General features: G+C 65.1%; 21 protein-coding genes and 1 pseudogene. 11 read left to right on the plus strand and 11 right to left on the minus strand.

Going from position 1 to position 19,328, the window contains the following annotated elements; all coding sequences use genetic code 11:
• Positions 1 to 154, minus strand: a pseudogene (locus RMO57_RS06570) (twitching motility protein PilT); the annotation flags it as partial.
• A gap of 30 nt (positions 155 to 184) precedes the next feature.
• Between RMO57_RS06570 and RMO57_RS06575 the strand changes: the two are divergent.
• The 5 genes from RMO57_RS06575 to RMO57_RS06595 all read left to right on the plus strand — a co-directional run bounded on the left by RMO57_RS06575 (position 185) and on the right by RMO57_RS06595 (position 5,181).
• Entirely contained in the window at positions 185 to 892 is a 708-nt protein-coding gene (locus RMO57_RS06575) for a YggS family pyridoxal phosphate-dependent enzyme (protein WP_310385271.1), read from the plus strand.
• On the plus strand, positions 889 to 1,620 hold the full coding sequence (locus RMO57_RS06580) for a cytochrome c4 (RefSeq protein WP_310385272.1): 732 nt from the start codon (positions 889 to 891) through the stop codon (positions 1,618 to 1,620). The genes RMO57_RS06575 and RMO57_RS06580 overlap by 4 nt, the downstream gene beginning before the upstream one ends.
• Positions 1,617 to 2,900 (plus strand): cytochrome c, encoded by a 1,284-nt coding sequence (locus RMO57_RS06585; RefSeq protein ID WP_310385273.1) that lies wholly within the window; start codon positions 1,617 to 1,619, stop codon positions 2,898 to 2,900. Before RMO57_RS06580 ends, RMO57_RS06585 begins: the two co-directional genes overlap by 4 nt.
• A gap of 323 nt (positions 2,901 to 3,223) precedes the next feature.
• On the plus strand, positions 3,224 to 4,783 hold the full coding sequence (locus tag RMO57_RS06590) for a methyl-accepting chemotaxis protein (RefSeq protein WP_310385274.1): 1,560 nt from the start codon (positions 3,224 to 3,226) through the stop codon (positions 4,781 to 4,783).
• A gap of 59 nt (positions 4,784 to 4,842) precedes the next feature.
• Positions 4,843 to 5,181, plus strand: a complete 339-nt coding sequence (locus tag RMO57_RS06595; protein WP_310385275.1) for an energy transducer TonB — start codon at positions 4,843 to 4,845, stop codon at positions 5,179 to 5,181.
• 186 nt (positions 5,182 to 5,367) lie between these two features.
• On the opposite strand, the gene RMO57_RS06600 is transcribed toward RMO57_RS06595, so the two are convergent.
• Entirely contained in the window at positions 5,368 to 5,871 is a 504-nt protein-coding gene (locus tag RMO57_RS06600) for a cold-shock protein (protein WP_310385276.1), read from the minus strand.
• A 213-nt stretch (positions 5,872 to 6,084) separates the two neighbouring features.
• Between RMO57_RS06600 and ylqF the strand changes: the two genes are divergently transcribed.
• A complete protein-coding gene (gene ylqF / locus RMO57_RS06605; protein ID WP_310385277.1) occupies positions 6,085 to 7,044 on the plus strand; it encodes a ribosome biogenesis GTPase YlqF in 960 nt (319 codons plus the stop codon).
• Positions 7,045 to 7,084: 40 nt separating this feature from the next.
• On the plus strand, positions 7,085 to 8,776 hold the full coding sequence (locus RMO57_RS06610) for a sialidase family protein (RefSeq protein WP_310385278.1): 1,692 nt from the start codon (positions 7,085 to 7,087) through the stop codon (positions 8,774 to 8,776).
• A gap of 36 nt (positions 8,777 to 8,812) precedes the next feature.
• Here RMO57_RS06610 and RMO57_RS06615 read toward each other — a convergent pair whose 3' ends face one another.
• Entirely contained in the window at positions 8,813 to 10,000 is a 1,188-nt protein-coding gene (locus RMO57_RS06615; RefSeq protein ID WP_310385279.1) for a YbfB/YjiJ family MFS transporter, read from the minus strand.
• A gap of 64 nt (positions 10,001 to 10,064) precedes the next feature.
• Between RMO57_RS06615 and RMO57_RS06620 the strand changes: the two genes are divergently transcribed.
• The gene (locus RMO57_RS06620; protein WP_310385280.1) at positions 10,065 to 10,901 is read left to right on the plus strand and encodes a zinc-dependent peptidase; all 837 of its coding nucleotides are present in this window, start codon (positions 10,065 to 10,067) and stop codon (positions 10,899 to 10,901) included.
• Here RMO57_RS06620 and RMO57_RS06625 read toward each other — a convergent pair.
• Genes RMO57_RS06625 through RMO57_RS06640 form a run of 4 tightly spaced genes read right to left on the minus strand, consistent with a single transcriptional unit; the run spans position 10,898 to position 14,535 of the window.
• Positions 10,898 to 11,617 (minus strand): CBS domain-containing protein, encoded by a 720-nt coding sequence (locus RMO57_RS06625; RefSeq protein WP_310385281.1) that lies wholly within the window; start codon positions 11,615 to 11,617, stop codon positions 10,898 to 10,900. The genes RMO57_RS06620 and RMO57_RS06625 overlap by 4 nt on opposite strands.
• Before the next feature lie 5 nt (positions 11,618 to 11,622).
• Positions 11,623 to 12,822 (minus strand): GGDEF domain-containing protein, encoded by a 1,200-nt coding sequence (locus RMO57_RS06630; RefSeq protein WP_310385282.1) that lies wholly within the window; start codon positions 12,820 to 12,822, stop codon positions 11,623 to 11,625.
• Positions 12,819 to 13,706 carry a Rossmann-like and DUF2520 domain-containing protein gene (locus RMO57_RS06635; RefSeq protein WP_310385283.1) on the minus strand — a complete coding sequence of 296 codons (888 nt, stop codon included), beginning with the start codon at positions 13,704 to 13,706 and terminating at the stop codon, positions 12,819 to 12,821. Before RMO57_RS06635 ends, RMO57_RS06630 begins: the two co-directional genes overlap by 4 nt.
• A gap of 10 nt (positions 13,707 to 13,716) precedes the next feature.
• Positions 13,717 to 14,535, minus strand: coding sequence for a methyltransferase (locus tag RMO57_RS06640; protein WP_310385284.1), 819 nt, complete (start codon positions 14,533 to 14,535; stop codon positions 13,717 to 13,719).
• 162 nt (positions 14,536 to 14,697) lie between these two features.
• Here RMO57_RS06640 and RMO57_RS06645 point away from each other — a divergent pair, with 162 nt between their 5' ends.
• A complete protein-coding gene (locus RMO57_RS06645; RefSeq protein ID WP_310385285.1) occupies positions 14,698 to 15,039 on the plus strand; it encodes a zinc ribbon domain-containing protein YjdM in 342 nt (113 codons plus the stop codon).
• A gap of 37 nt (positions 15,040 to 15,076) precedes the next feature.
• Here RMO57_RS06645 and RMO57_RS06650 read toward each other — a convergent pair whose 3' ends face one another.
• Genes RMO57_RS06650 through RMO57_RS06660 form a run of 3 tightly spaced genes read right to left on the minus strand, consistent with a single transcriptional unit; the run spans position 15,077 to position 17,013 of the window.
• Positions 15,077 to 15,562, minus strand: coding sequence for a low molecular weight phosphotyrosine protein phosphatase (locus tag RMO57_RS06650; RefSeq protein ID WP_310385286.1), 486 nt, complete (start codon positions 15,560 to 15,562; stop codon positions 15,077 to 15,079).
• Positions 15,563 to 15,570: 8 nt separating this feature from the next.
• Positions 15,571 to 16,263 carry a ribulose-phosphate 3-epimerase gene (gene rpe, locus RMO57_RS06655; protein WP_310385287.1) on the minus strand — a complete coding sequence of 231 codons (693 nt, stop codon included), beginning with the start codon at positions 16,261 to 16,263 and terminating at the stop codon, positions 15,571 to 15,573.
• A gap of 54 nt (positions 16,264 to 16,317) precedes the next feature.
• Complete coding sequence (locus tag RMO57_RS06660) at positions 16,318 to 17,013, minus strand: TetR/AcrR family transcriptional regulator (protein WP_310385288.1); 696 nt, start codon at positions 17,011 to 17,013, stop codon at positions 16,318 to 16,320.
• Between the two features lie 163 nt (positions 17,014 to 17,176).
• Between RMO57_RS06660 and RMO57_RS06665 the strand changes: the two genes are divergently transcribed.
• On the plus strand, positions 17,177 to 18,151 hold the full coding sequence (locus RMO57_RS06665; RefSeq protein WP_414896384.1) for a fasciclin domain-containing protein: 975 nt from the start codon (positions 17,177 to 17,179) through the stop codon (positions 18,149 to 18,151).
• Positions 18,152 to 18,235: 84 nt separating this feature from the next.
• Complete coding sequence (locus tag RMO57_RS06670) at positions 18,236 to 18,688, plus strand: fasciclin domain-containing protein (protein WP_310385290.1); 453 nt, start codon at positions 18,236 to 18,238, stop codon at positions 18,686 to 18,688.
• Between the two features lie 59 nt (positions 18,689 to 18,747).
• Here RMO57_RS06670 and RMO57_RS06675 read toward each other — a convergent pair whose 3' ends face one another.
• Positions 18,748 to 19,296, minus strand: coding sequence for a DNA-3-methyladenine glycosylase I (locus RMO57_RS06675; RefSeq protein WP_310385291.1), 549 nt, complete (start codon positions 19,294 to 19,296; stop codon positions 18,748 to 18,750).
• Positions 19,297 to 19,328 lie beyond the last annotated feature (32 nt).

The following is a 19,328-nucleotide window of genomic DNA, read 5'->3' on the forward strand; positions in this document are numbered from 1 at the left end:
AGACCATATCGTGCACATCTTTGTGCCCGAGCGCCTCGACATTGATGCGTCGCACATCACCGTTGACCCGGATCATCGGCGGCAGGCCGGCCGACAGGTGCAGGTCGGAGGCCTTGTTCTTGACCGAGAATGCCAGTAGTTGAGTGATGTCCATAGGTACGGGGCAGATGAGCTGAGGGCCATTATGGCGACGATCGCAAAGAACATACAGGAACAGCACGAGCGCATAGCCCGGGCCTGCACCCAAGCCGGCCGGCCCGTGCAAAGCGTCACGTTGTTGGTGGTGAGCAAGACTTTTCCGGCCAGCGCCGTGCAGGCAGCGTTTGAGGCCGGCGAGCGCCGCTTCGGCGAGAACTATGTGCAAGAGGGTCTGGACAAAATCGCTGAGCTGAGTGCCATGAACACGTTTGGCCAGCAGCTGGAGTGGCATTTGATCGGCCCTTTGCAAAGCAACAAGACCCGCTCGGTGGCCGAGAACTTCGACTGGGTACACAGCGTGGACCGCCTCAAGACCGCGCAGCGCCTGGCCGAGCAGCGGCCCGCCGAGCTGCCGCCGCTGAATATCTGTTTACAAGTCAATATCAGCGGCGAGGCCAGCAAAAGTGGCGTGCTGCCGACCGAAGTAGCGGCGTTGGCCCTGGCCGTTAGCAAGCTGCCTCATCTGCGCTTGCGTGGCCTGATGGCGATCCCGGAGCCGGCCGCTGACTTCGAGTCTCAGCGGCAGCCGCACCGCGCCCTGGCCGCTTTGCTGGCGCAGCTGAATCAGCAGCTCGGTCTGCAGATGGACAGCCTGTCTATGGGCATGAGCGCCGATCTGGAAGCGGCGGTTGCGGAGGGCGCGACGCTGGTTCGCGTCGGCTCGGCGATTTTTGGCGCGCGCCACTACGCATGAGCGCAAAACTCATCTGCGCCATCGCGGCCATGGCGACCTTGGGGGCCTTGGGGGCCTTGTTATTGGCGCCACTCAGCCAGGCCCAGCCTGCCAAGTTCGAGGCCAAGTTCGAGGACTCGATTGCCCAGCGGGCGCAGGCCTGCACGTTATGCCACGGGCGCGAAGGCCGCGCGGCGGCAGACGGCTATTACCCGCGCCTGGCCGGCAAACCGCAGGGCTATCTGTACAAGCAATTGCTGAATTTTCGCGACGGGCGGCGCCATTACGGCTTGATGAGCGATTTGATCGACCCCTTGAGCGACGCCTATCTGCATGAGCTGGCCGGCTACTTCGCGGGCTTAAGCCTGCCCTACCCGCCGGCGCAAAAACCGGGCCTGGACGCCGCGGCCTTGGCCATGGGCAAGCGCCTGATTTTCAATGGTGATGCGGGCCGCAAACTGCCGGCCTGCGTGCAATGCCACGGCCAGGCACTGACGGGCGTGCAACCCTTCATCCCCGGTCTGCTGGGCCTGCCACGCGACTATCTGAATGGCCAGTTAGGGGCCTGGCGCAGCGGCCAGCGCCATGCGGTGGCGCCCGACTGCATGGCACAGATCGCCAAGGCGCTGCGGCCGGAAGAAATCAACGCCATCTCGCATTGGCTGGCCGGGCAAGACCTGCCCCCGGGCGCTAAGCCGGCGAATAAGCTGCCGGCAAGTTTGCCGCTTGACTGTGGAGGCCTGCAATGAAGGCTCGGCTGGCGGTTGCCGCGCTGGGCGCCTTGTTGTTGTTGTTGCTGCTGTTGGCGGGCGGCGCGCTGTATGGGCTCAACCATCTGGATGAGGCCGCCCCGCCCAAGCCTGCGGCGCTGGCCACACCCGCTTTGCTGGCACGCGGCGAGTATTTGTCCCTCGTCGGCAATTGCATGGGCTGCCACACCCAGCGCGGCGGTGCGCCCTATGCCGGTGGAGGGGCGATCACGACACCGTTTGGCGATGTCTACGCGCCCAATTTGACGCCCGACGCGGCGACCGGGCTGGGCCAGTGGAGCGAATCCGATTTCTGGGCCGCCCTGCACAATGGCCGCAGCAAGGACGGCCGCCTGCTGACCCCCGCCTTTCCCTATACCAACTACGCCTTGCTGACCCGGGACGACGCCGACGCGCTGTTTGCCTATTTGCAAAGCCTGCCGGCCGTCAGCCAGCCCAGGCCAGCGCATGCGCTGCGCTGGCCCTACAACACCCAAGCCGCCATGGCGCTGTGGCGGGCGCTGTACTTTCGCCCGGCCGTCTACCAAAACGAGCCCGGCCGCAGCGCCGAATGGAACCGCGGTGCCTACCTGAGCCAAGGCCTGGGCCATTGCAGCGCCTGCCACGGCACGCGCAACGGCCTCGGCGCCGTGCTGGCGGGTGAGGAGTTTGCGGGCGGCATGCTGGAGGCCTTGGCCTGGTATGCGCCGTCCCTGCATGACCCGGCCGAAGCCAGCGTGGCCGCCTGGAGCCCGCAAGCGCTGCGTCAATGGCTGAAGACCGGCAGCAGCCCCGAGGCCACGGCCTTGGGGCCGATGAGCGAGGTGATTCTGGGCAGCACCCAGCATCTGAGCGACGCCGATTTGGCGGCGATGGCGGCCTATCTGCAAAGCCTGCCGCAATTTGCCGTGCCGGCCGCGCAACCTAAGCGGCCCGAGCCGGGCTTGCGCGAACTCGGCCGCACGCTGTATGCCGACCACTGCGCTCGCTGCCACGGCGAGCACGGCGAAGGCGTGGCCAGCGCCTACCCCGCGTTGGCCGGCAGCCGCAGCGTGCAAATGCAAAACCCGGCCAACCTCTTGCGCATCATCCAGCGCGGCGGCTTTGCACCCGCCACCGCCGGCAATCCACGCCCCTACGGCATGCCGCCCTTTGCCGGCGTCTTGAGCGACACCGAGCAGGCCGCCTTGGCCAGCTTTGTGCGCAATGCCTGGGGCAACCAGGCCGCCGATGTGCGGCCGCTTGATGTTCTGCAATTGAAGCCGCGGCGCGTCAACTGAAGCGTCGCTGCGCGCAGCCAATCCCCGCCCACCGCAAGCCCCCATGCGGGGGTTTTCCCCGCGCCAAGACGCTACTTTGTCACGCTTGTGGCCAGCGGGTTTAGACGCAAAACTGGCAAAGCCTCGGACACTGCCGCTGCAACGTTTGTTGCCGCCGGCAGCCCTCAGCCTGACTGAAGTTGCCGGGCCTGAGGTACGGCAAGTTTCAACCAATCAGCGAGCGGCGAGCGGCAAGGCCTTGAGTCCTGATCAAGCCTGACCGTAAACGCAAAAAGTGCCGAAGACACCAAAAAATAACCAATCGTTTCCGAGGGTCCCGATAAATGAATCTACTGACAAAACTACGCATCAACCAGCGCCTGGCGGTCAGCTACGGTTTGCTGATCTTGCTGCTGATCGCCATCGGCAGCTACGGCGCCAGCACAGCCAGCCACCTGGCCCAGGATTTGGATCACACCGCCAACATCAGCTTGGTCAAGATCGCCTCGGCCAATGGGCTGGAAGATCAGGTCAACGTGGTGGCACGCGCCGCCCGTGACCTGCTGCTGCTCGACGAAGCGCGCCAGATCAAAAAACAAAAAACCGCCATCGCCGCCGCCCTGCAGGAAAGCGAAAAGCAGCTGAGCGCCTTGGAAGCGACGCTCGACGGGGCCAAAGAAAAGGCCTTGATCGAACAGGTGCGCGCCGCGCAGGCCAAGTTCATCGCGGCGGTGGCCAAGTTCGAGGGCATCCAGAAAGACGGCAGCCCGGACGAAGCCCGCGAGAGCCTGATCACCGATGTGCGGCCGGCCCAGCAAAGCTATCAAGACGGCCTCAAGGGGCTGGTCGATCTGCAGTTCGACACTGCGCGTAACCTGGCCGTTAGCGGCGGCGAGCTGGCCCGTTCGTCGGTCTTGCTGACCGGCGTGCTGGTGCTGGTGGCGGCGGTGATCGGCGTCGGTGGCGGCTTTGTGATCGCCCGCTCCATCGTGCTGCCGGCGCAGCAAGCGCAGGCAGCAGCCGAGGCCATTGCCGCCGGTGACCTGACCCAGGCCATCCACGCCGAGGGCGACGACGAATTGGCGCAGATGTTGCGCGCCATGCAAGCGATGCAAAAGGCCTTGTCAGGCGTGGTCAACAGCGTCAGCGAAGCCGCCGGCGAGGTGGTGCAGAACTCCTCTGCCATCGCCGACAGCAATGTCAATTTATCCGATCGCACCGCCCGCTCCGCCGCCAGCCTGCAAGACACCGCCGCCTCGGTGGAACAGATTGCCGCCAATTTGAACGGCGCCAGCGACCTGACCCGACGCGCCGCCGGCATCGCCAGCAAGGCCCGCCAATCAGCCACGGCCGGCGGGGCCGTCGTCTCCAAAGTGGTCGCGACGATGGAAGACATCAGCGCCAGCTCGAAGAAGATCGGCGACATCATCGGCGTCATCGACGGCATCGCTTTTCAAACCAATATCCTGGCGCTGAATGCGGCGGTGGAAGCGGCCCGTGCTGGCGAGCATGGCCGCGGTTTCGCGGTAGTGGCGTCGGAAGTGCGCGCGCTGGCTTCGCGCTCGGCCGCCGCGGCCAAGGAAATCAAGGTCTTGATTCAGGAGTCCTCGGTCAAGGTCGAGAACGGCACCGCCCTGGTCAACAACGCCGGCATCACCATCCGCAGCGTGGTTGACGAAGTCAACAATATGGGCCAGCTGATCGAGGAAATCTCGCATTCGGCGCAAGAACAAGCGGCCGGCGTCGGCGTGGTCAATAACGCCATGAATGAGCTGGACCGCGCCACCCAGCAAAACACCACCCTGGTGGACGACCTGGGCCGCTCCACCGATGCGCTCAAGACCAGCTCGTCCCGCCTGCTCGACGCGGTGGGCTTTTTTCGCGCGGCCGAAGCGGCTGCCTGAGCACCCAACACCTCAGCTCCCTTTTTCTTCCTCTCACTTTTTTTACTGGAAACAAGCCCATGAAGATCACCACCACCGCCCCGACACGCGCCGCCGCCATCTTCTGCACCGCCCTGGCCCTGGCCTTCGGCGCCCAAGCCGCCGCCCCCAAGATCATGAAGAAAGTGCCGCCTGAGTTCCCCGCCGAAGCGGCCAAGGCCTCGGTCTCCAGCGGCGTGGTCAAGGCCAAGATGTTGATCGACGCCGACGGCGCCGTCACCGGCGTCGACATCGTCGAGGCGCAGCCGCGCAAGGTCTTCGACAAGGCGGTGATCCGTGCCTTGATGGACTGGCGCTTTGAGGCCAGCGGCGAGAAGCAGTCGCACGAAGTCAAGCTGGTATTCAATAACGAAGATTGATGCCCAGGCGCTCAAGTCCTGGACCTAGCAGCCCAGGCGGCCGCTTCCCCGCTCAATTCAATGCGATGCAAGCGGTGTGGTCACCCACCCGGCGCTGCCGCACGCGATGCAGGCGCTGGCCATCAAGCAGTTCAGGCCGGATACCGATGCGCTCAGGCTGCTGACCAGCGTCCTCAACGGCGCCAGTCAGGCCTTTGATGCGGTGCTGCGCACCCGCAAGGGCGTGGATCGCAAGGGCGCGGATCGCAAGGCGGCCTCGCTGCCCTGGGGCAAACACACCGACTGAAAAAAGTCTGCGTGCGTGCTCGCCAGCCGGGCCATGCGCGGAGCAGCGCCGGGGTTGCACCACAGCCAGCTCGCCAGCCCCGCGGCGACCGCCACACCCACCAGGACATAGGCCAAGACCGGGCGCTGCGCTTTGAGCGCCGAGCGGCGGCCATGCACGCGCCCCGGCGCCTTGGCCGCCGCCAAAGCCGGGCCGGTTTTCAGACGCAGCGCCCGCACCGCCTGCTTTTGCTGGTTGCGTCCGGTAACAATTTCGAAGCTGATGTGCTCACCCGCAAGCGGCTGCGGCCCCTCGGCGGGGAAGGCCGAGACATGGATAAACAGTTCTTGGCCGCCTTGATCGGGCATCACCGAGCCATAGCCCCGGTCAATGTGCCAGACCGTCAATATGCCTTCGAAACGCATGGTGAACCTCAATCGACTGGAATGTCTGGTGCCCCATCGAGGCCGCAGACAGCCGTGCTGAGCCGTGTGGCTCGCCTCGTTTTTATGACCCGCTCTGATCTTGCATCGCCGCCGCGCAGAGGATGCAAGCAAAGGTAAGCCGTGGTGGCTGGCCCCTGACACGCGACAATCAGGCCCTGAGAACGCCACTTGCACAAGAAAGAAACAATAAAAATGGCCATCCACTGGTTCCCCGGGCACATGAATTCGACCCGCAATGCGATCAATGACCGCATGAAAGCCGGCCTCGACGTGGTGATTGAGCTGCTCGACGCACGCCTGCCCGGCTCCAGCGCCAACCCGCTGCTGGCCAAGCTGACCGAGGGCAAGCCGACGCTCAAGCTGCTCAACAAGCAAGACCTGGCCGACCCCGAGCGCACCGCACTCTGGCTGGCGCATTACAACGCCCTGCCCGACACCCGCGCGATCGGCCTCGATGCCTCGATCAAGGCACCGGCCCAGGCGCTGATCAAGGCCTGTCGCGAGCTGGCGCCGCTGCGTGGCGGCATGGTCAAACCGGTGCGGGTGTTGATTTGCGGCATCCCCAATGTCGGCAAGTCCACGCTGATCAACACCCTCACGACCAAGCGCACAGCCAAGACCGGGGATGAGCCCGGCATCACCAAGATCGAACAAAAGATCGTGCTGGAGAACGACTTTTATCTGTTCGACACGCCCGGCATGCTGTGGCCGCGCATCTCGATTGAGGAAAGCGGCTACAACCTGGCCGCCAGCGGCGCGATCGGCCGCAATGCCTATGAAGAAGAAGAGGTCGCGCTGGAACTGCTGGCGCGGCTGCGCCTGCACTACGCCGGCCAAGTCGAAGAGCGCTACAAGCTGGAGGGCGTGGCGGACTTGAGCGACGAGGCGCTGCTGACCGCGATCGGCCGCAAGCGCGGCGCCATGCTCAGCGGCGGGCGGGTCAATCTGCAAAAAGCCGCCGAAGTGCTGATCTACGAATTCCGCCAATCGATACTCGGCCGCATCACGCTGGAGACGCCGGCCGAGTTCAAGCTTTGGGCGGCCGCCGCCGACGCGGCCGAAGCGACACGCAAGGACAAGACCGCCACACGCAAGAAGAAGGCCGCGCAGGAACGCGCGCCTGCGGTCACCAAGCCGAACGAAACCATGTGAACCCTGCGCTCAAGGGCGCTCAATGCCGAAGGGAGAAGCCATGAGTCTGCGAAAAGAGTGGTGGATCGTCGCGGCGGCTTGGGCGCTCGCCAGCGCCGGCCTGAGTAGCTGCGGTGGTGGTGGTGGTGGTGGTGGCGGCGGCGGCGGCGGCGGCGGCGATGCCAGTGTGCCTGTGCCTGTGCCCACTCCTATGTTGCCCAGCAATCGCATCAGCGCCGACAGCCCGGTCGCGGCGGGCTGCACCGGCGGCAGCAGCAGTGGCAGCAGCAGCGGCGGCAGTTTGTATGTCAATGCCGAAGTCGAGCCCTTTGCCGCCGTCCAACCCGGCAAGCCCGGTGTGCTGATCAGCGCCTGGCAGCAAGACCGCTGGAGCAACGGAGGCGCGCGCGCGCTGGTGACCGCCGTCTCCAACGATGCCGGCGTCAGCTGGACCCGCCATCTCTTGCCCTTTTCGCGCTGCGGCGGCGCCGCCAGCGGCAGCAGCGGCGACTTTGAGCGCGCCAGTGACCCTTGGGTCGACATCGGCCCCAGCGGCGTGATGTATTCAATGGCCCTGGCCTTCACCGGCAGCGCCTTCGCAGCGGGCTCAAGTTCGGCCCTGCTGGCCAGCCACTCCACCGACGGCGGCCTGAGCTGGAGCACGCCGGCCACGCTGCTGCGTGACGGCGAGAGCCTCTTCAACGACAAGAACACGCTGACCGCCGACCCGACCGATGCGCGCTATGTCTACGCCGTTTGGGACCGATTGGAGGCGACGAATTTCGGGCCGACTTTGCTGGCGCGCTCAATCGACAGTGGCGCCAACTGGGAGCCGGCGCGCATCATCTACAGCCCCAGCGTGAGTGGCGGCATCAGCCAAACCTTGGGCAACCGCATCGTGGTGCTGCAAGACGGCACCCTGGTCAATCTGTTCACCCAAATCGACACCGTCGGCACACGCTCAACCAGCTGGTTAGGTGTGCTGCGCTCCAGCGACAAGGGCTTGACTTGGTCGGCGCCGATACGCATCAGCGACAGCCAGGCGGTTGGCGCCAAAGACCCGCAGACCGGCAAGCCGATTCGTGACGGCGCGACGCTGGCCGCCATCGCCGCTGGCCCCGGCACCAGCCTCTGGTTGACTTGGCAGGACGCTCGCTTCAGCGCGGGTCTGCGCGATGCGATTCTGGTGGCGCGCTCAAGCGATGGCGGCCTCAGCTGGACGGCACCCGTGGCGATCAACCGTGACCTCAGCGTCGCCGCCTTTACGCCGGCGGTCGCGGTGAGCGCCGACGGCGTGGTTGCCATCAGCCACTTTGATTTGCGCGCCGACACGGCAGATGCCGGCAGCTTGCTCGCCGGCGCCTGGTTGTTGAGTTCGCGCGACGGCGTCAGCTGGGTCGAGACCAAGATCTGGGGCCCCTTTGACATGGCGCAGGCGCCCGACGCACGCGGCCTTTTTCTGGGCGACTATCAAGGCTTGGTCAGCCAAGGCGCCGACTTTTTGCCGGTGCTGGCACTGTCCAGCCTGGATAGCGCCAACCGCAGTGACATCTACGCTCTGCGCGTCAGCCCGGCGCTAGCCGCGGCGGCCTCGGCCAAGATTTTGGCCCGCCGACTGCCGGCCGCAAAGCCCACCGGGGGTCTCAGCGAAGCGGACTTCGCCCGCGCCCGCCACGCTGCCATCGTCCTCGTCATGGAGCGTCGCTTGCCGGGCTGGACTGCGCGCTTTGCCAGCCCGCCGCAAAGTCCCTGACAAGCCAGCCCCCCTCAGCGCGGGCGGGCTGAATTTCTAGAGCACCTCACGCTCGCGCAGCAGCAGGAGCAGCAGCCCCATGCCCACGGCCAGCACCGCTGCCGTGATCCACAGCGCCGTGCGGAAGCTGCCGCTCGCCTGCACCAAGACGCCGGTCAAGGCCGGCGCGCAGACCTGCGCCAAGCCGTAACTGAGGGTCAGGCGGGCCATCGCCTTGCCCGGGTTGTTGGGGGCTCGCCGGCCCACCAAGGCCAAGGTCAGGCTGACAATGCCGATGAAGGTGGCGCCGTACAGCAAGGCCCCCACCAACGCGGCGCCCAAGCTGGCGGACCAAGCCGGCAGCAGCACCGCCACCGTCTGCAAAGCAAAAGCCAGCAACAAGGCCTTCAGTTCGCCCCAGCGGCGCGCCAATTTGTCCCACAAAAACACCGCCGGCGTGGCGGCCAAGCCGACCAGCGCCCAAGCCCAAGGCCCTTGGCCCGCCAGCGCAGGTTGGCGCTCGACGATGGCAACGGTGAAGGTGGCGCTGATCACAAAACCCCAGCCGGCGCAAAAATACATCAGCGTCATCAAGCCCATCCAGCGCCTTGAGGGGGTGCTGGCGGCGACATGCGAGCCGTGCAAGGCGGGCGGCACCGGTGGCCGCCAAACCCAGGCCGGCCACAAAAAAAGCAAACCCAGTCCCGCAAAGCCCAGCCATTGCTGGCCCCAGCTCAGCAGCAGCCCCGTCATGGCAAAGGCACCCAGCGCCGACACCACAATGCCCAGCCCCAAGCCGGTGAAGTGCAGGCCCAGCTCGGGCCGCCGGCCATGGCGCATCAACCAGTTCAGCACCAGGCCCGAACCGAGCAACATGCCGGCCGCGCCGCACAAGCCGCCCAAGTAACGCGATAGGGCCCAGACCCAGAAATGCTCGCTCAAGCCCATCAGCGCGGTGATGATGAGGCTCAGCACCAAGCCGCTGCTGTAGAGGCGCTGGCGCAGCCGGGCGTCATCGATCCAGGCGGCCAGCAAGGCGCCGCTCATATAGCCGAGGTAATTGATCGACGCCAACCAGCCGCCTTCCACATCGGATAAGCCCGCCTGCGCCTGCATCAGCGGCAGCAGCGGTGTGTAGGCGAAGCGCGCCAGGCCGATGGTCAGGATCAGGCCGCAGATGCCGCCCACAATGACTTGCCAGGCCTGCAAGGCCGGCGGGATGGTGGGTGTCGGCGGGATATGCATGGTGCCAAGCCTAAGGCATTCCGGCGCCCTTGCAATCAACGCGGGCGCGCCCATCTGCCACCGTATGGACATCAACACCCTGCCACTGCTGCTGACCGTCGCCTTTGGCCTGGGCTTGATTGCCTGGTTTGCTGGCGGCCCGCTGTTGAAACGCCGGCGCCAGCAACAGCTGCGCGAACAACCGTTTCCGCAAGCCTGGCGGCGCATTCTGCGCCGGCGCGTGCCCTTGGTGCAGCGCCTCCCGGCCGACCTGCATCTGCGCTTGAAGCAGGACATTCAGGTCTTCCTGGCCGAGAAACCCATCCTCGGTTGCGGCGGGTTGACGGTGACCGATGAGATGCGCGTCAGCATCGCAGCTCTCGCCTGTTTGCCGCTGCTTGGCGCACGGCGCGGCTACTACCCCAAGCTCAAGCAAATCCTGCTCTACCCCGGGGCCTTTGTGGTGGACCGGCCGGTCAATCAAGCGGGCGGTGTGCAGATGGAGCAGCGCCGCGCGTTGGCCGGCGAGAGCTGGGCACAGGGTCAGGTCTTGCTGTCTTGGAGCGATGTGCAGGCGGGTGCGGCTGACCCGGGTGATGGCCGCAACGTGGTCATCCATGAATTCGCCCACCAGCTCGACCAAGCCAAGGGCCATGCCAATGGCGCGCCGCAACTGGCCAGCAAACGGGCCTACCGGCTCTGGTCTACGGTGATGCAGAACGAATTTGATGGCTTGCGCGAGCGCCTGGCACGAGGCGAAGCCGGGCTGATTGACGCCTACGGCGCCACCGACCCGGCCGAGTTCTTCGCGGTCAGCAGCGAACTGTTCTTTGAGCGGCCGCTGGATCTGGCGCAGCAGCATCCGGCACTCTACGGCTTGTTGAGTGACTACTACCGCGTCAATCCCTTGAATTGGAATTAACTCCACAAGCTCAGCGGGGCCTCGCGCGTCAGGGCCCGCAAGATGTCGGTGCGGGATAGAAAGCCCAGCATATCGCCGCGATCATCAACCACCGGCAAGCCCGGCAAGCGCAGGTCGAGCAAGGCCTGGGCCACTTCGCGGATCGGCGTGTCCGGTCGCGCCGCCGGTACCGGGCTCCACATCAGCGCGGCCACCGGGCGCGCCAACCAAGCGGCCCAAGCCTGCGCATCCTCGAAGTTAGTGGGGCCCGGCAACAAATCGGCCCGCAAGAGCAGGCCAACCAAGCGCCCTTGCTCATTCACCACCGGCGCCTGACCAACCCGGGCCTGACCCAGAATCGCCAGGCCCTGCGCCAGGGTTGACGCGAGCGGCACCGTGTGCACATCCAGGCTCATCAACTGCTCGACCAGGCTCAACACATGCCGCTCAAGCCCAGGGCGGCCGGCAAGTGCTTGCGCCTGCGCATAAGCCGCCAAGGCGTCGCGCGGCTGCGGCTCGGCGCCGCCGAGCGCGGCCAGGGTGGTGTCTGGCGCCGGCCCGGCCACGATCACGCCGGGTATCAAGCCGGCTGTCACGCCAGACGGCTGCTCGTCGCCACGCCGCGCCACCGCCTCGACCGCGCGCACCCGCGCCACCGACTGCACGGCGCCGAGTTGGCGCAGCCCTTCAAGCTGGCCGGTGAAGATGCGCCCATTCAAACCGTAAACCGTGAACATGTGCGTTATGTCTCGCCGTTAGGTGGGCTAGCCGATGCCAAATCCGGCCCCACCGGAGAACTCAGCTCGACCCGGTTGCGGCCGCCTTGCTTGGCCCGGTACAGCGCCGCATCGGCCGCCGCCACCAGGCTGTCGGCGGTGTCGGCGCCGGTGATGGCGCCGCCCCGCACGCCGATGCTGATGGTGGTCGAAATGCAATGCGCGCCCCATTGCGTCGGCGTCGCCTCGACCGCGGCACGCAAGGCCTCGGCAAGCACCTGCGCGCCGTCCAGGCTGGTGTCCGGCAGGATCGCCAAAAACTCCTCGCCGCCAAAACGCCCGATCTGATCCTGCGCCCGCAGCCGGCTCTGCAAGGCCTGCGCCACCGCACGCAAAACCACGTCGCCGGCTTGGTGGCCGTAGTTGTCGTTGACGCGCTTGAAATGGTCGATGTCCAACATCAACACGCTCAGATACTGGCCCTGGCGCTGCGCCCGCGCCACTGTCGACTGCAACTGATCGCTGATCGCGCGACGGTTGGCCAAGCCGGTCAACATATCCTTCATCGCCAACTCGAAGTTGCGTTGCTCTGCACGCTCCATCGTCATATAGACAAAACCCAAGGTGATGCTGAGCACCGCACACAAGGAAATCAGGAACACCGGCGCCAAGCTGGGGCTGCTGGCGCTCCAGGTTTGCGTGTCAACCAGACCGATCGCCGCCGCACCGGCGCGCGCCAGCAAGGCCAAGCACATGACGCCAAATGCGCCGACCAAGATGTAGCGGCCGCGCCCATGCTGGGGTTGGCTGCGGTCCAACAGGGCGGCCATGATCAAGCCGATCTGCGCCGCAAAAATCAAGGCCGTGCTGACCACCCGCAGCGTGCTGTAGTGGGCCAGCAGCGTGCTCAGCAAGGGCACCAGCCATAACGGCGCCAAATGCCAACGCCCGACTTGTGCCACCCCCTGAAAACGCCGCACGGCCAGCAGCATCAAGACCAAAGAGATCGCAAAAAAACTGCTGCCGGCGACCAGAAAAATCACCTCCGGCAACCAGGCCTGCAGCCCAAAGTTCACATGGCTTGCCGTGTAGGCCAGCAGCGCCAGCGCCCAGGCCCACAGCGCATGCCTCAGCGGCTGGCCCCAGGCCATGAAACAAACCCAGAACGCCATCAGCAGACCAACCACGGTCACCACCAACAAGAGCGTCGCCTGGTCAAGCTTCATGGCGCTGCTTTTAGAAGCCTGCCCAGGCCTTGCAGCGTCGCCTCGTCCAAGCGCGCACTGGCTCGCGCCAGGCTCAATTGCCGCCGCGCCAGCTCACGGTAAAACTGGCCATGCGCGGCCCCCAGCGCATCGAAGGCTTGCAGGTGCGCGGCGACGACGCCCGCATCGCCGCGCGAGATTGGGCCCGCCAAAGCGCCCGCCAACCCGCGCGTGGCGGCGGCGTCCAAGGTACCCCGCGCCAGCGGCAGCAAGGCCTGCAAGGCCGCCTCGGGCGGCAAGCCGATCTGCGCCCAGACCTGCACAGCCTCGTCCAACATGGACAACAAAAAGCTGGCCGCGAAGCTGGCCGCGCCGTGATAGGCGGCCCGGCTGCCGGGGGGCAGCTGCAGTGGCTTCATTTGCAAGCGCCGCGCCATCGCGTGAAGCTCGTCGGACAAGCCCTGCGCCTGGGCAGCGACCTCAATCACCACCGTGCTGCCGGCCAGCAAGTGTTGGGCCCGCGCCGGGTCCGAGAAAATCTGCAAGGGATGAAAGCCGCCAATCTGGGCGCCGGCGGCGGCCGCCGCCGCGAGCGCCGTCAACTCGGTAGCGCCGCTGCAATGCACGACCCATTGCCGGGCCGTCCATGGCAGCGCCGCCGCCAGCGTCGCGATCGCATCATCCGGCACCGACAAGAACACCAGGTCGGCCGCCGCCACCGCTTCAGCGGCCGGCAGGGCAATGCAGCCGGGCAGCTGCGCGGCCAGTTGCTCGGCGTCCATGCCATTGCGGCTGGCCACCGCCACCACGCCGATGCCGCTGGCACTCCAGGCCCGCGCCAGGGTCTGAGCCAAACGCCCGGCGCCGATGAAGGCAACTCGGCGCTCGACCAAGGGCGTGCTCATCCGTGCAAACTCAAGGTTTGACGAACTTCAGCGTCATGCGATCGCTTTCGCCGATCGCCTCAAAGCGGGCGCGGTCCTTGTCCTTCAGCCCAAAGCTCGGCGGCAGCGACCACACACCGCCCTCATGATCGGCATTGTCCTTGGGGTTGGCATTGACCTCGGAGCTGGCGACCAACTTGAACCCGACGCTCTCGGCCATGCGAATCACATAGGCCTGATGCACATAGCCGCTGGAGGCTTTTTCGTCTTGCTTGGCTGCGGCCGGCAGGCGGTGCTCGACCACGCCAAAAGTACCGCCGGGCTTGAGCGCCGTGAAGGCGCTTTTGAACACCGCTTGGGTTTTCTCCTCGCCATTGCCAATCCAGTTGTGCACATTGCGGAAGGTCAGCACCAGATCGGCCGAGCCGGGCTTGGCATAGTCCAGCTTGCCGGCGCCGGCGGCAAACACAGCCACTTCGGCGCGGTCATAGACGGCCGGCAAGGCGGCCAGTTTTTCCTTCATGCGCGCCGCGCTGCGTTGGAAGTAAGCGGTCGCTGAAGTTGGGTCATCGCCGGCCAGAATCAGCTGGCCCTTGTCACGCAAATAAGGCGCCAGGATTTCGGTATACCAGCCACCGCCCGGTGACAACTCAACCACCGTGTGGGTCGGCTTGATGCCGAAGAAGGTCAGCGTCTCATAGGGATGGCGAGCGGCGTCGCGGGCCACAAAGGCGGGGGTGCGGTGTGGGCTGGCGATCGCGGCCTTCAAGGCCTCATCGGCATGCACCGGCGCCGCGCCGAGCAGAGCCGCGCAAGCGGTCAACAGAGCCAAGGTCCAAGGCTTACTCATTTTCATCGTCATGGTCATGGTGATGTTCCAAGTTAGGGTGAGAAATTTTGCCAGCCGAAGTATGGCGCTTGTGCGCGTCTTTTGCTGGCAGCTATGGCCGAGCTGCGCAGCGTAAATTGTCTCGCTTACATTTGATGCCCTGTTCCGCAACGAGTCATCCTGATGTCTACCCCTGCCGCCTGCCCTGTCTGCACACTTGAGAACACCTACCGCGACGGTGAAATGAATATCTGCCCTGACTGCGGCCATGAGTGGGGAGACATGGCAGACACGAGCTCCGCCGAGGAAGGCGCGAAAGTCGTGCGCGATGCCAATGGCCAGATTCTGGCCGACGGCGACTCGGTCATCCTGGTCAAAGACCTGAAGGTCAAGGGCTCCTCCATCACGCTCAAAAAAGGCGCCAAGGCCAAGGGCATACGCCTGGTCGATGGTGACCATGACGTCGACTGCAAGATCGATGGTGTCAGCCTGATGCTGAAGTCGGAGTTCTTGAAGAAGGCCTGAACAGGAAAAAAGCCTGAGCCGGACAGCCTGTGATGGCCTACAAACGCCCTTGACGCCATTGCTGGGCCAAGCCCGCCACGCCGCGCTCCAGCAGCGTCAGCACATGATCAAAACCGGCCGCCGGGCCGAAGTAAGGGTCGGGCACGTCCTGCCCCTCCAGGCCGGGCGCAAAGTCCAGCAGCAAATGCAGCCGCGACTGTAGCGCCGGCGGAGATTGCTCGCGCAAGACCTTCAGGTTGTCGGCTTCCATCGCCAGAATCAAATCGTAACGCTCGAAATGCTCGGGTGCCACGCGCTGCGAGCGCCACTTTTTTTCGACCGCCAAATTGGCGCGCTGCAAGGCCGCCGCGGCGCGTGCATCGATGGGCTCGCCGCGGGCTGCTGCGCGCGCGCCGGCCGACGCCACTTGCTGGAAGGCCTCAGCGGCGCCCGCGCCGAAGCCGGCGCGGCGCGCTTTCAAGAGCACCTCGGCCATCGGTGAGCGGCAGATATTGGCGGTGCAGACGAACAGGACCGAGGGCATGGGCCGCTTCAGCGCGCCAACTCGACCCGCATCGCGTCAATCACGGCCTTGTAGTCGGGCTGGCCGAAGATGGCCGAGCCGGCCACAAAGGTGTCGGCGCCGGCCTCGGCAATCTGACGGATGTTGTCGATCTTGACGCCGCCGTCAATCTCCAAGCGGATGGCACGGCCACTTTGCTCGATGATGCGGCGCGCTTTTTCCAGCTTCTTCAGGGCGCTGGGTAAAAAACTCTGGCCACCAAAACCGGGGTTGACGCTCATGATCAAAATCATGTCGACCTTGTCAATCACCCACTCCAGCACGTCCAGCGGCTCGGCCGGGTTGAACACCAGGCCGGCTTGTTTGCCCTCGGCCTTGATCAGCTGCAGCGTGCGGTCCACATGTTTGGAGGCATCGGGGTGGAAGGTAATCATGTCCGCGCCGGCCTTGGCGAAGGCGACGGCCAGGGCATCCACCGGCTCGACCATCAAATGCACATCGATCATGGCCGGCGTGCCGTCGGGCTTGACGGCATGCTTGCGCAAGGCCTCACAGACCATCGGCCCGAAAGTCAGATTCGGCACGTAATGGTTGTCCATCACATCGAAGTGGATCCAGTCGGCGCCGGCCGCCAGCACATCACGTACCTCGCCGCCCAAGCGGGCAAAGTCGGCGGACAGCAGGCTGGGGGCGATACAGAAATTGCTCTTGCTATTGTTCATGGCGGTGTGGCGGGGCCGGCGCGGCCCGCGCGTTGAATTGGACGATGGCCGATTTTAGGGACTGGTGCGCACCCGGCTCGCTGGCGCGCGCTTCTTCGCGGGCTCAGGCGCTGCATTCGGCTTGCTTTCGAGCGCCGGTTGCGCTGCCGCCAAACCACCGAAACAGCTGAGCAGCAAGATCTCAATGATTTGCTCGTCACTGTATTGGCCGCCCGCCTTGAGCAAACCCAGCACCGGGTCGCAGGCGCGCGCGAACAAGGTGTAGAGCACCACCTCGGGCGGCAGGTCGGGCCGCAAGTCGCCGGCGGCCTGCGCCGCTGTGATCCACTCACCGAGCTCGTCAGACAAGCACATCAAACGGTCCAGATAGACCTTGTGCGCCAGCAAAGCGGCCCGCAAGCTGGAATTTTGGGCCGGCAGCGAAGGCATCTCGCCCGCCAACTGGACCCGCATGGTCCAGCGCGCCACCGCTTTGAGTTGCGCCAAGGCCGGGGCGGCCGGGTCTTGTTCGCGCAAGCGCGCCAATTCGGCGAGTGCACGCTCCAGCACCTGCACCATGGCCGCAGCGGCCAGGGCCTCTTTGGAGTTGAAGTGCTTGTACAGGCTGGCTTTGGCAATGCCGACATCGGCCACCACCTCGTCCACCGTCATCAAGTCGAAACCTTTTTCGGCCAATAAGCGGTTGACCGACGCCACGATCGCGTCTTCACGCACCTGCAGCTGCTTTTCCCGGAACGAAATTTTTACCATTCCACATTGTAGGACGGGGGCGGGCACGACAGGACCCGGCAGTAGAAAAAGATACCGCAAAATACATAAACAAACGAACTAGTTGACAAATTGAACTACTCAGTTCACAGTCGAACCAAGAAATGCAGAACAGCCTCACCCAACGCAGCAATGGGACGACGTCATGATCACCACAACAATCAGCACCGTGCCTCACCGCAATCCTCATCAAACCGCGCCGGCGCTTGTTTTGTCTAGGCATGCGCTGGCACCCAGTCTCAACCACAGGCGTCAGCGTTCCGCGCTGCACACCGCGTGGGCAGGCCTTGGAGACCAGTCATGGCGGCGGGCTGTCAACGCGGCCGGTCTGAACAGTCTGCTGAGTAGCCCAGCTTCCATACAGTTGCTGGTACCCAGTGACCGGGCCTTTGCTGATTTGTTGCACGAGCTCAAACTCAGCTGGGATGAATTTTGTGGAGACCTGCCGCGTCTGCGCGAGCTGCTGCTCGGCCACGTGCTTCTGATGCCCTGCAGTCTGACCGCTCCGGGCGAGTCGAGCATGCTGCGTACCGTCAACCAAGGCATCGTGCATTTGCGGGGCGCAGGCCGCTTGCAGGACGCTCATGGGAGGCAAGCACAGGTGCTGGGCCAACTCGCGCAACAGCACCCGCAGGCGCCCTGCGGGTACCTGATCGATCGCGTCTTGCGCCCTGCCGAGCTGGGCCTGCTGGAGCTGCTGGCCCAACAGCCCGAGCACAGCGCCTTTTTGGACGCGCTGCGGCAAACCGGCGCCAGCAGCTGGCTCAGCGGTGGGGGGCCGTTCACCGTGCTGGCACCCAGCAACAGCGGCTGGGCGACCCAGCTCGGCGCCGCCGCCGAACGGCGGGCGGAGTTGGCCTGCCCACATTGCGAACTCGGCGCCCCAAGCGAGCGGGAACGCCATCCGCTGCACGAGCTGCGTGCCCTGGTCAGCCGCCACTTGGTGCCGGGCCGCTGGCTCAGCGACGAATTACCCTGGGGCAGCCAGCTGCCCTGCCTGGGCGAGCAGACCTTGCGCCTGAGCCCGCTGGGCTTGATGGGCGAAGGCGCTGCGGCCCAAACCCTGCAACGCGGCAGCGACCGCGTGGCGCGCAATGGCGTGTTGCACCGCGTGAACTGATCCTGTGGGCTGCACTTTGCTCAGCCCGACTGATTTACCCGTCCGTCCCTCTCTCCCACCACCACTGAAAGAAAGAACCATCCCATGAAGAAGTATTTCGCAATTGGTGCCCTGGCCCTGAGCGCCCTCTCGGCTCAAGCCAAAGACATCGTCGACACCGCCGTGGCTGCCGGCAATTTCAACACCTTGGCCACCGCACTGCAAGCGGCCGGCTTGATCGAAACACTCAAGGGCAAAGGCCCATTCACCGTGTTTGCGCCCACCGATGAAGCGTTCGCCAAAATCCCCAAGGCCGATCTGGACGCGTTGCTGAAGGACAAGGCCAAGCTGACCGCCGTGCTGACTTACCACGTCGTGCCCGGCAAGGTGATGGCCAAAGATGTCAAGGCCGGCAAGGTGAAAACCGTGCAAGGCAGCGAGCTGACCATCAGCACATCCGGCGGCGTGATGGTGGACAAAGCCAAGGTCACCGCCACCGACATCGTCGCCGACAACGGCGTGATCCATGTCATCGACAGCGTGATCATGCCCAAGTAAGCATGCCCGAGTAAGCCAGCCTTGACTCAAGCCGCCAAGCCCGCCCCGGGCCTGGCGGCTTATTTCTTGATGGCTGGCGCTGGCGAGCGGAACGCCAAACGCGCTGCGGCGACCTTGGCGCGGGTGACGCAGCCCAAGGCATGGTCATTGAGCATGCCCATCGACTGCATGAAGGCATGCATGGTGGTGGGGCCAACAAACTTCCAACCGCGCCGTTTCAAATCCGTGGAGAGCGCGCGAGACGCCTCGGTCTCGGTCGCTAGCACCGGCGCCGTGAGCGCCGGGGGCTCAAAACGCCAGATATAACGCGCCAAACTGCCCTCCGCGGCCACCAGTTCAAGGCAGCGCTGCGCGTTGTTGATGACGGCCTCGATCTTGCCGCGATGCCGCACGATGCCGGCGTCCAATAACAAACGCTCAACATCAGCGGCCCCAAATTCGGCCATCCGCTTGACCTCGAAGTTTGCAAAAGCGGCGCGAAAGGCCGGGCGCTTGCTCAAAATCGTGCGCCAGGACAGGCCGGACTGAAAGCCCTCCAGGCACAGCTTCTCGAACAGGCGCCGGTCGTCGTCAACCGGAAAGCCCCATTCGGTGTCGTGATAGTGCAGATAGCCGGCGTCGCCGGCGGCGGCGGCGCACC

This window comes from Roseateles sp., from assembly GCF_031397715.1.
In the GTDB taxonomy this organism is placed as follows: Bacteria; Pseudomonadota; Gammaproteobacteria; order Burkholderiales; family Burkholderiaceae_C; genus Paucibacter_A.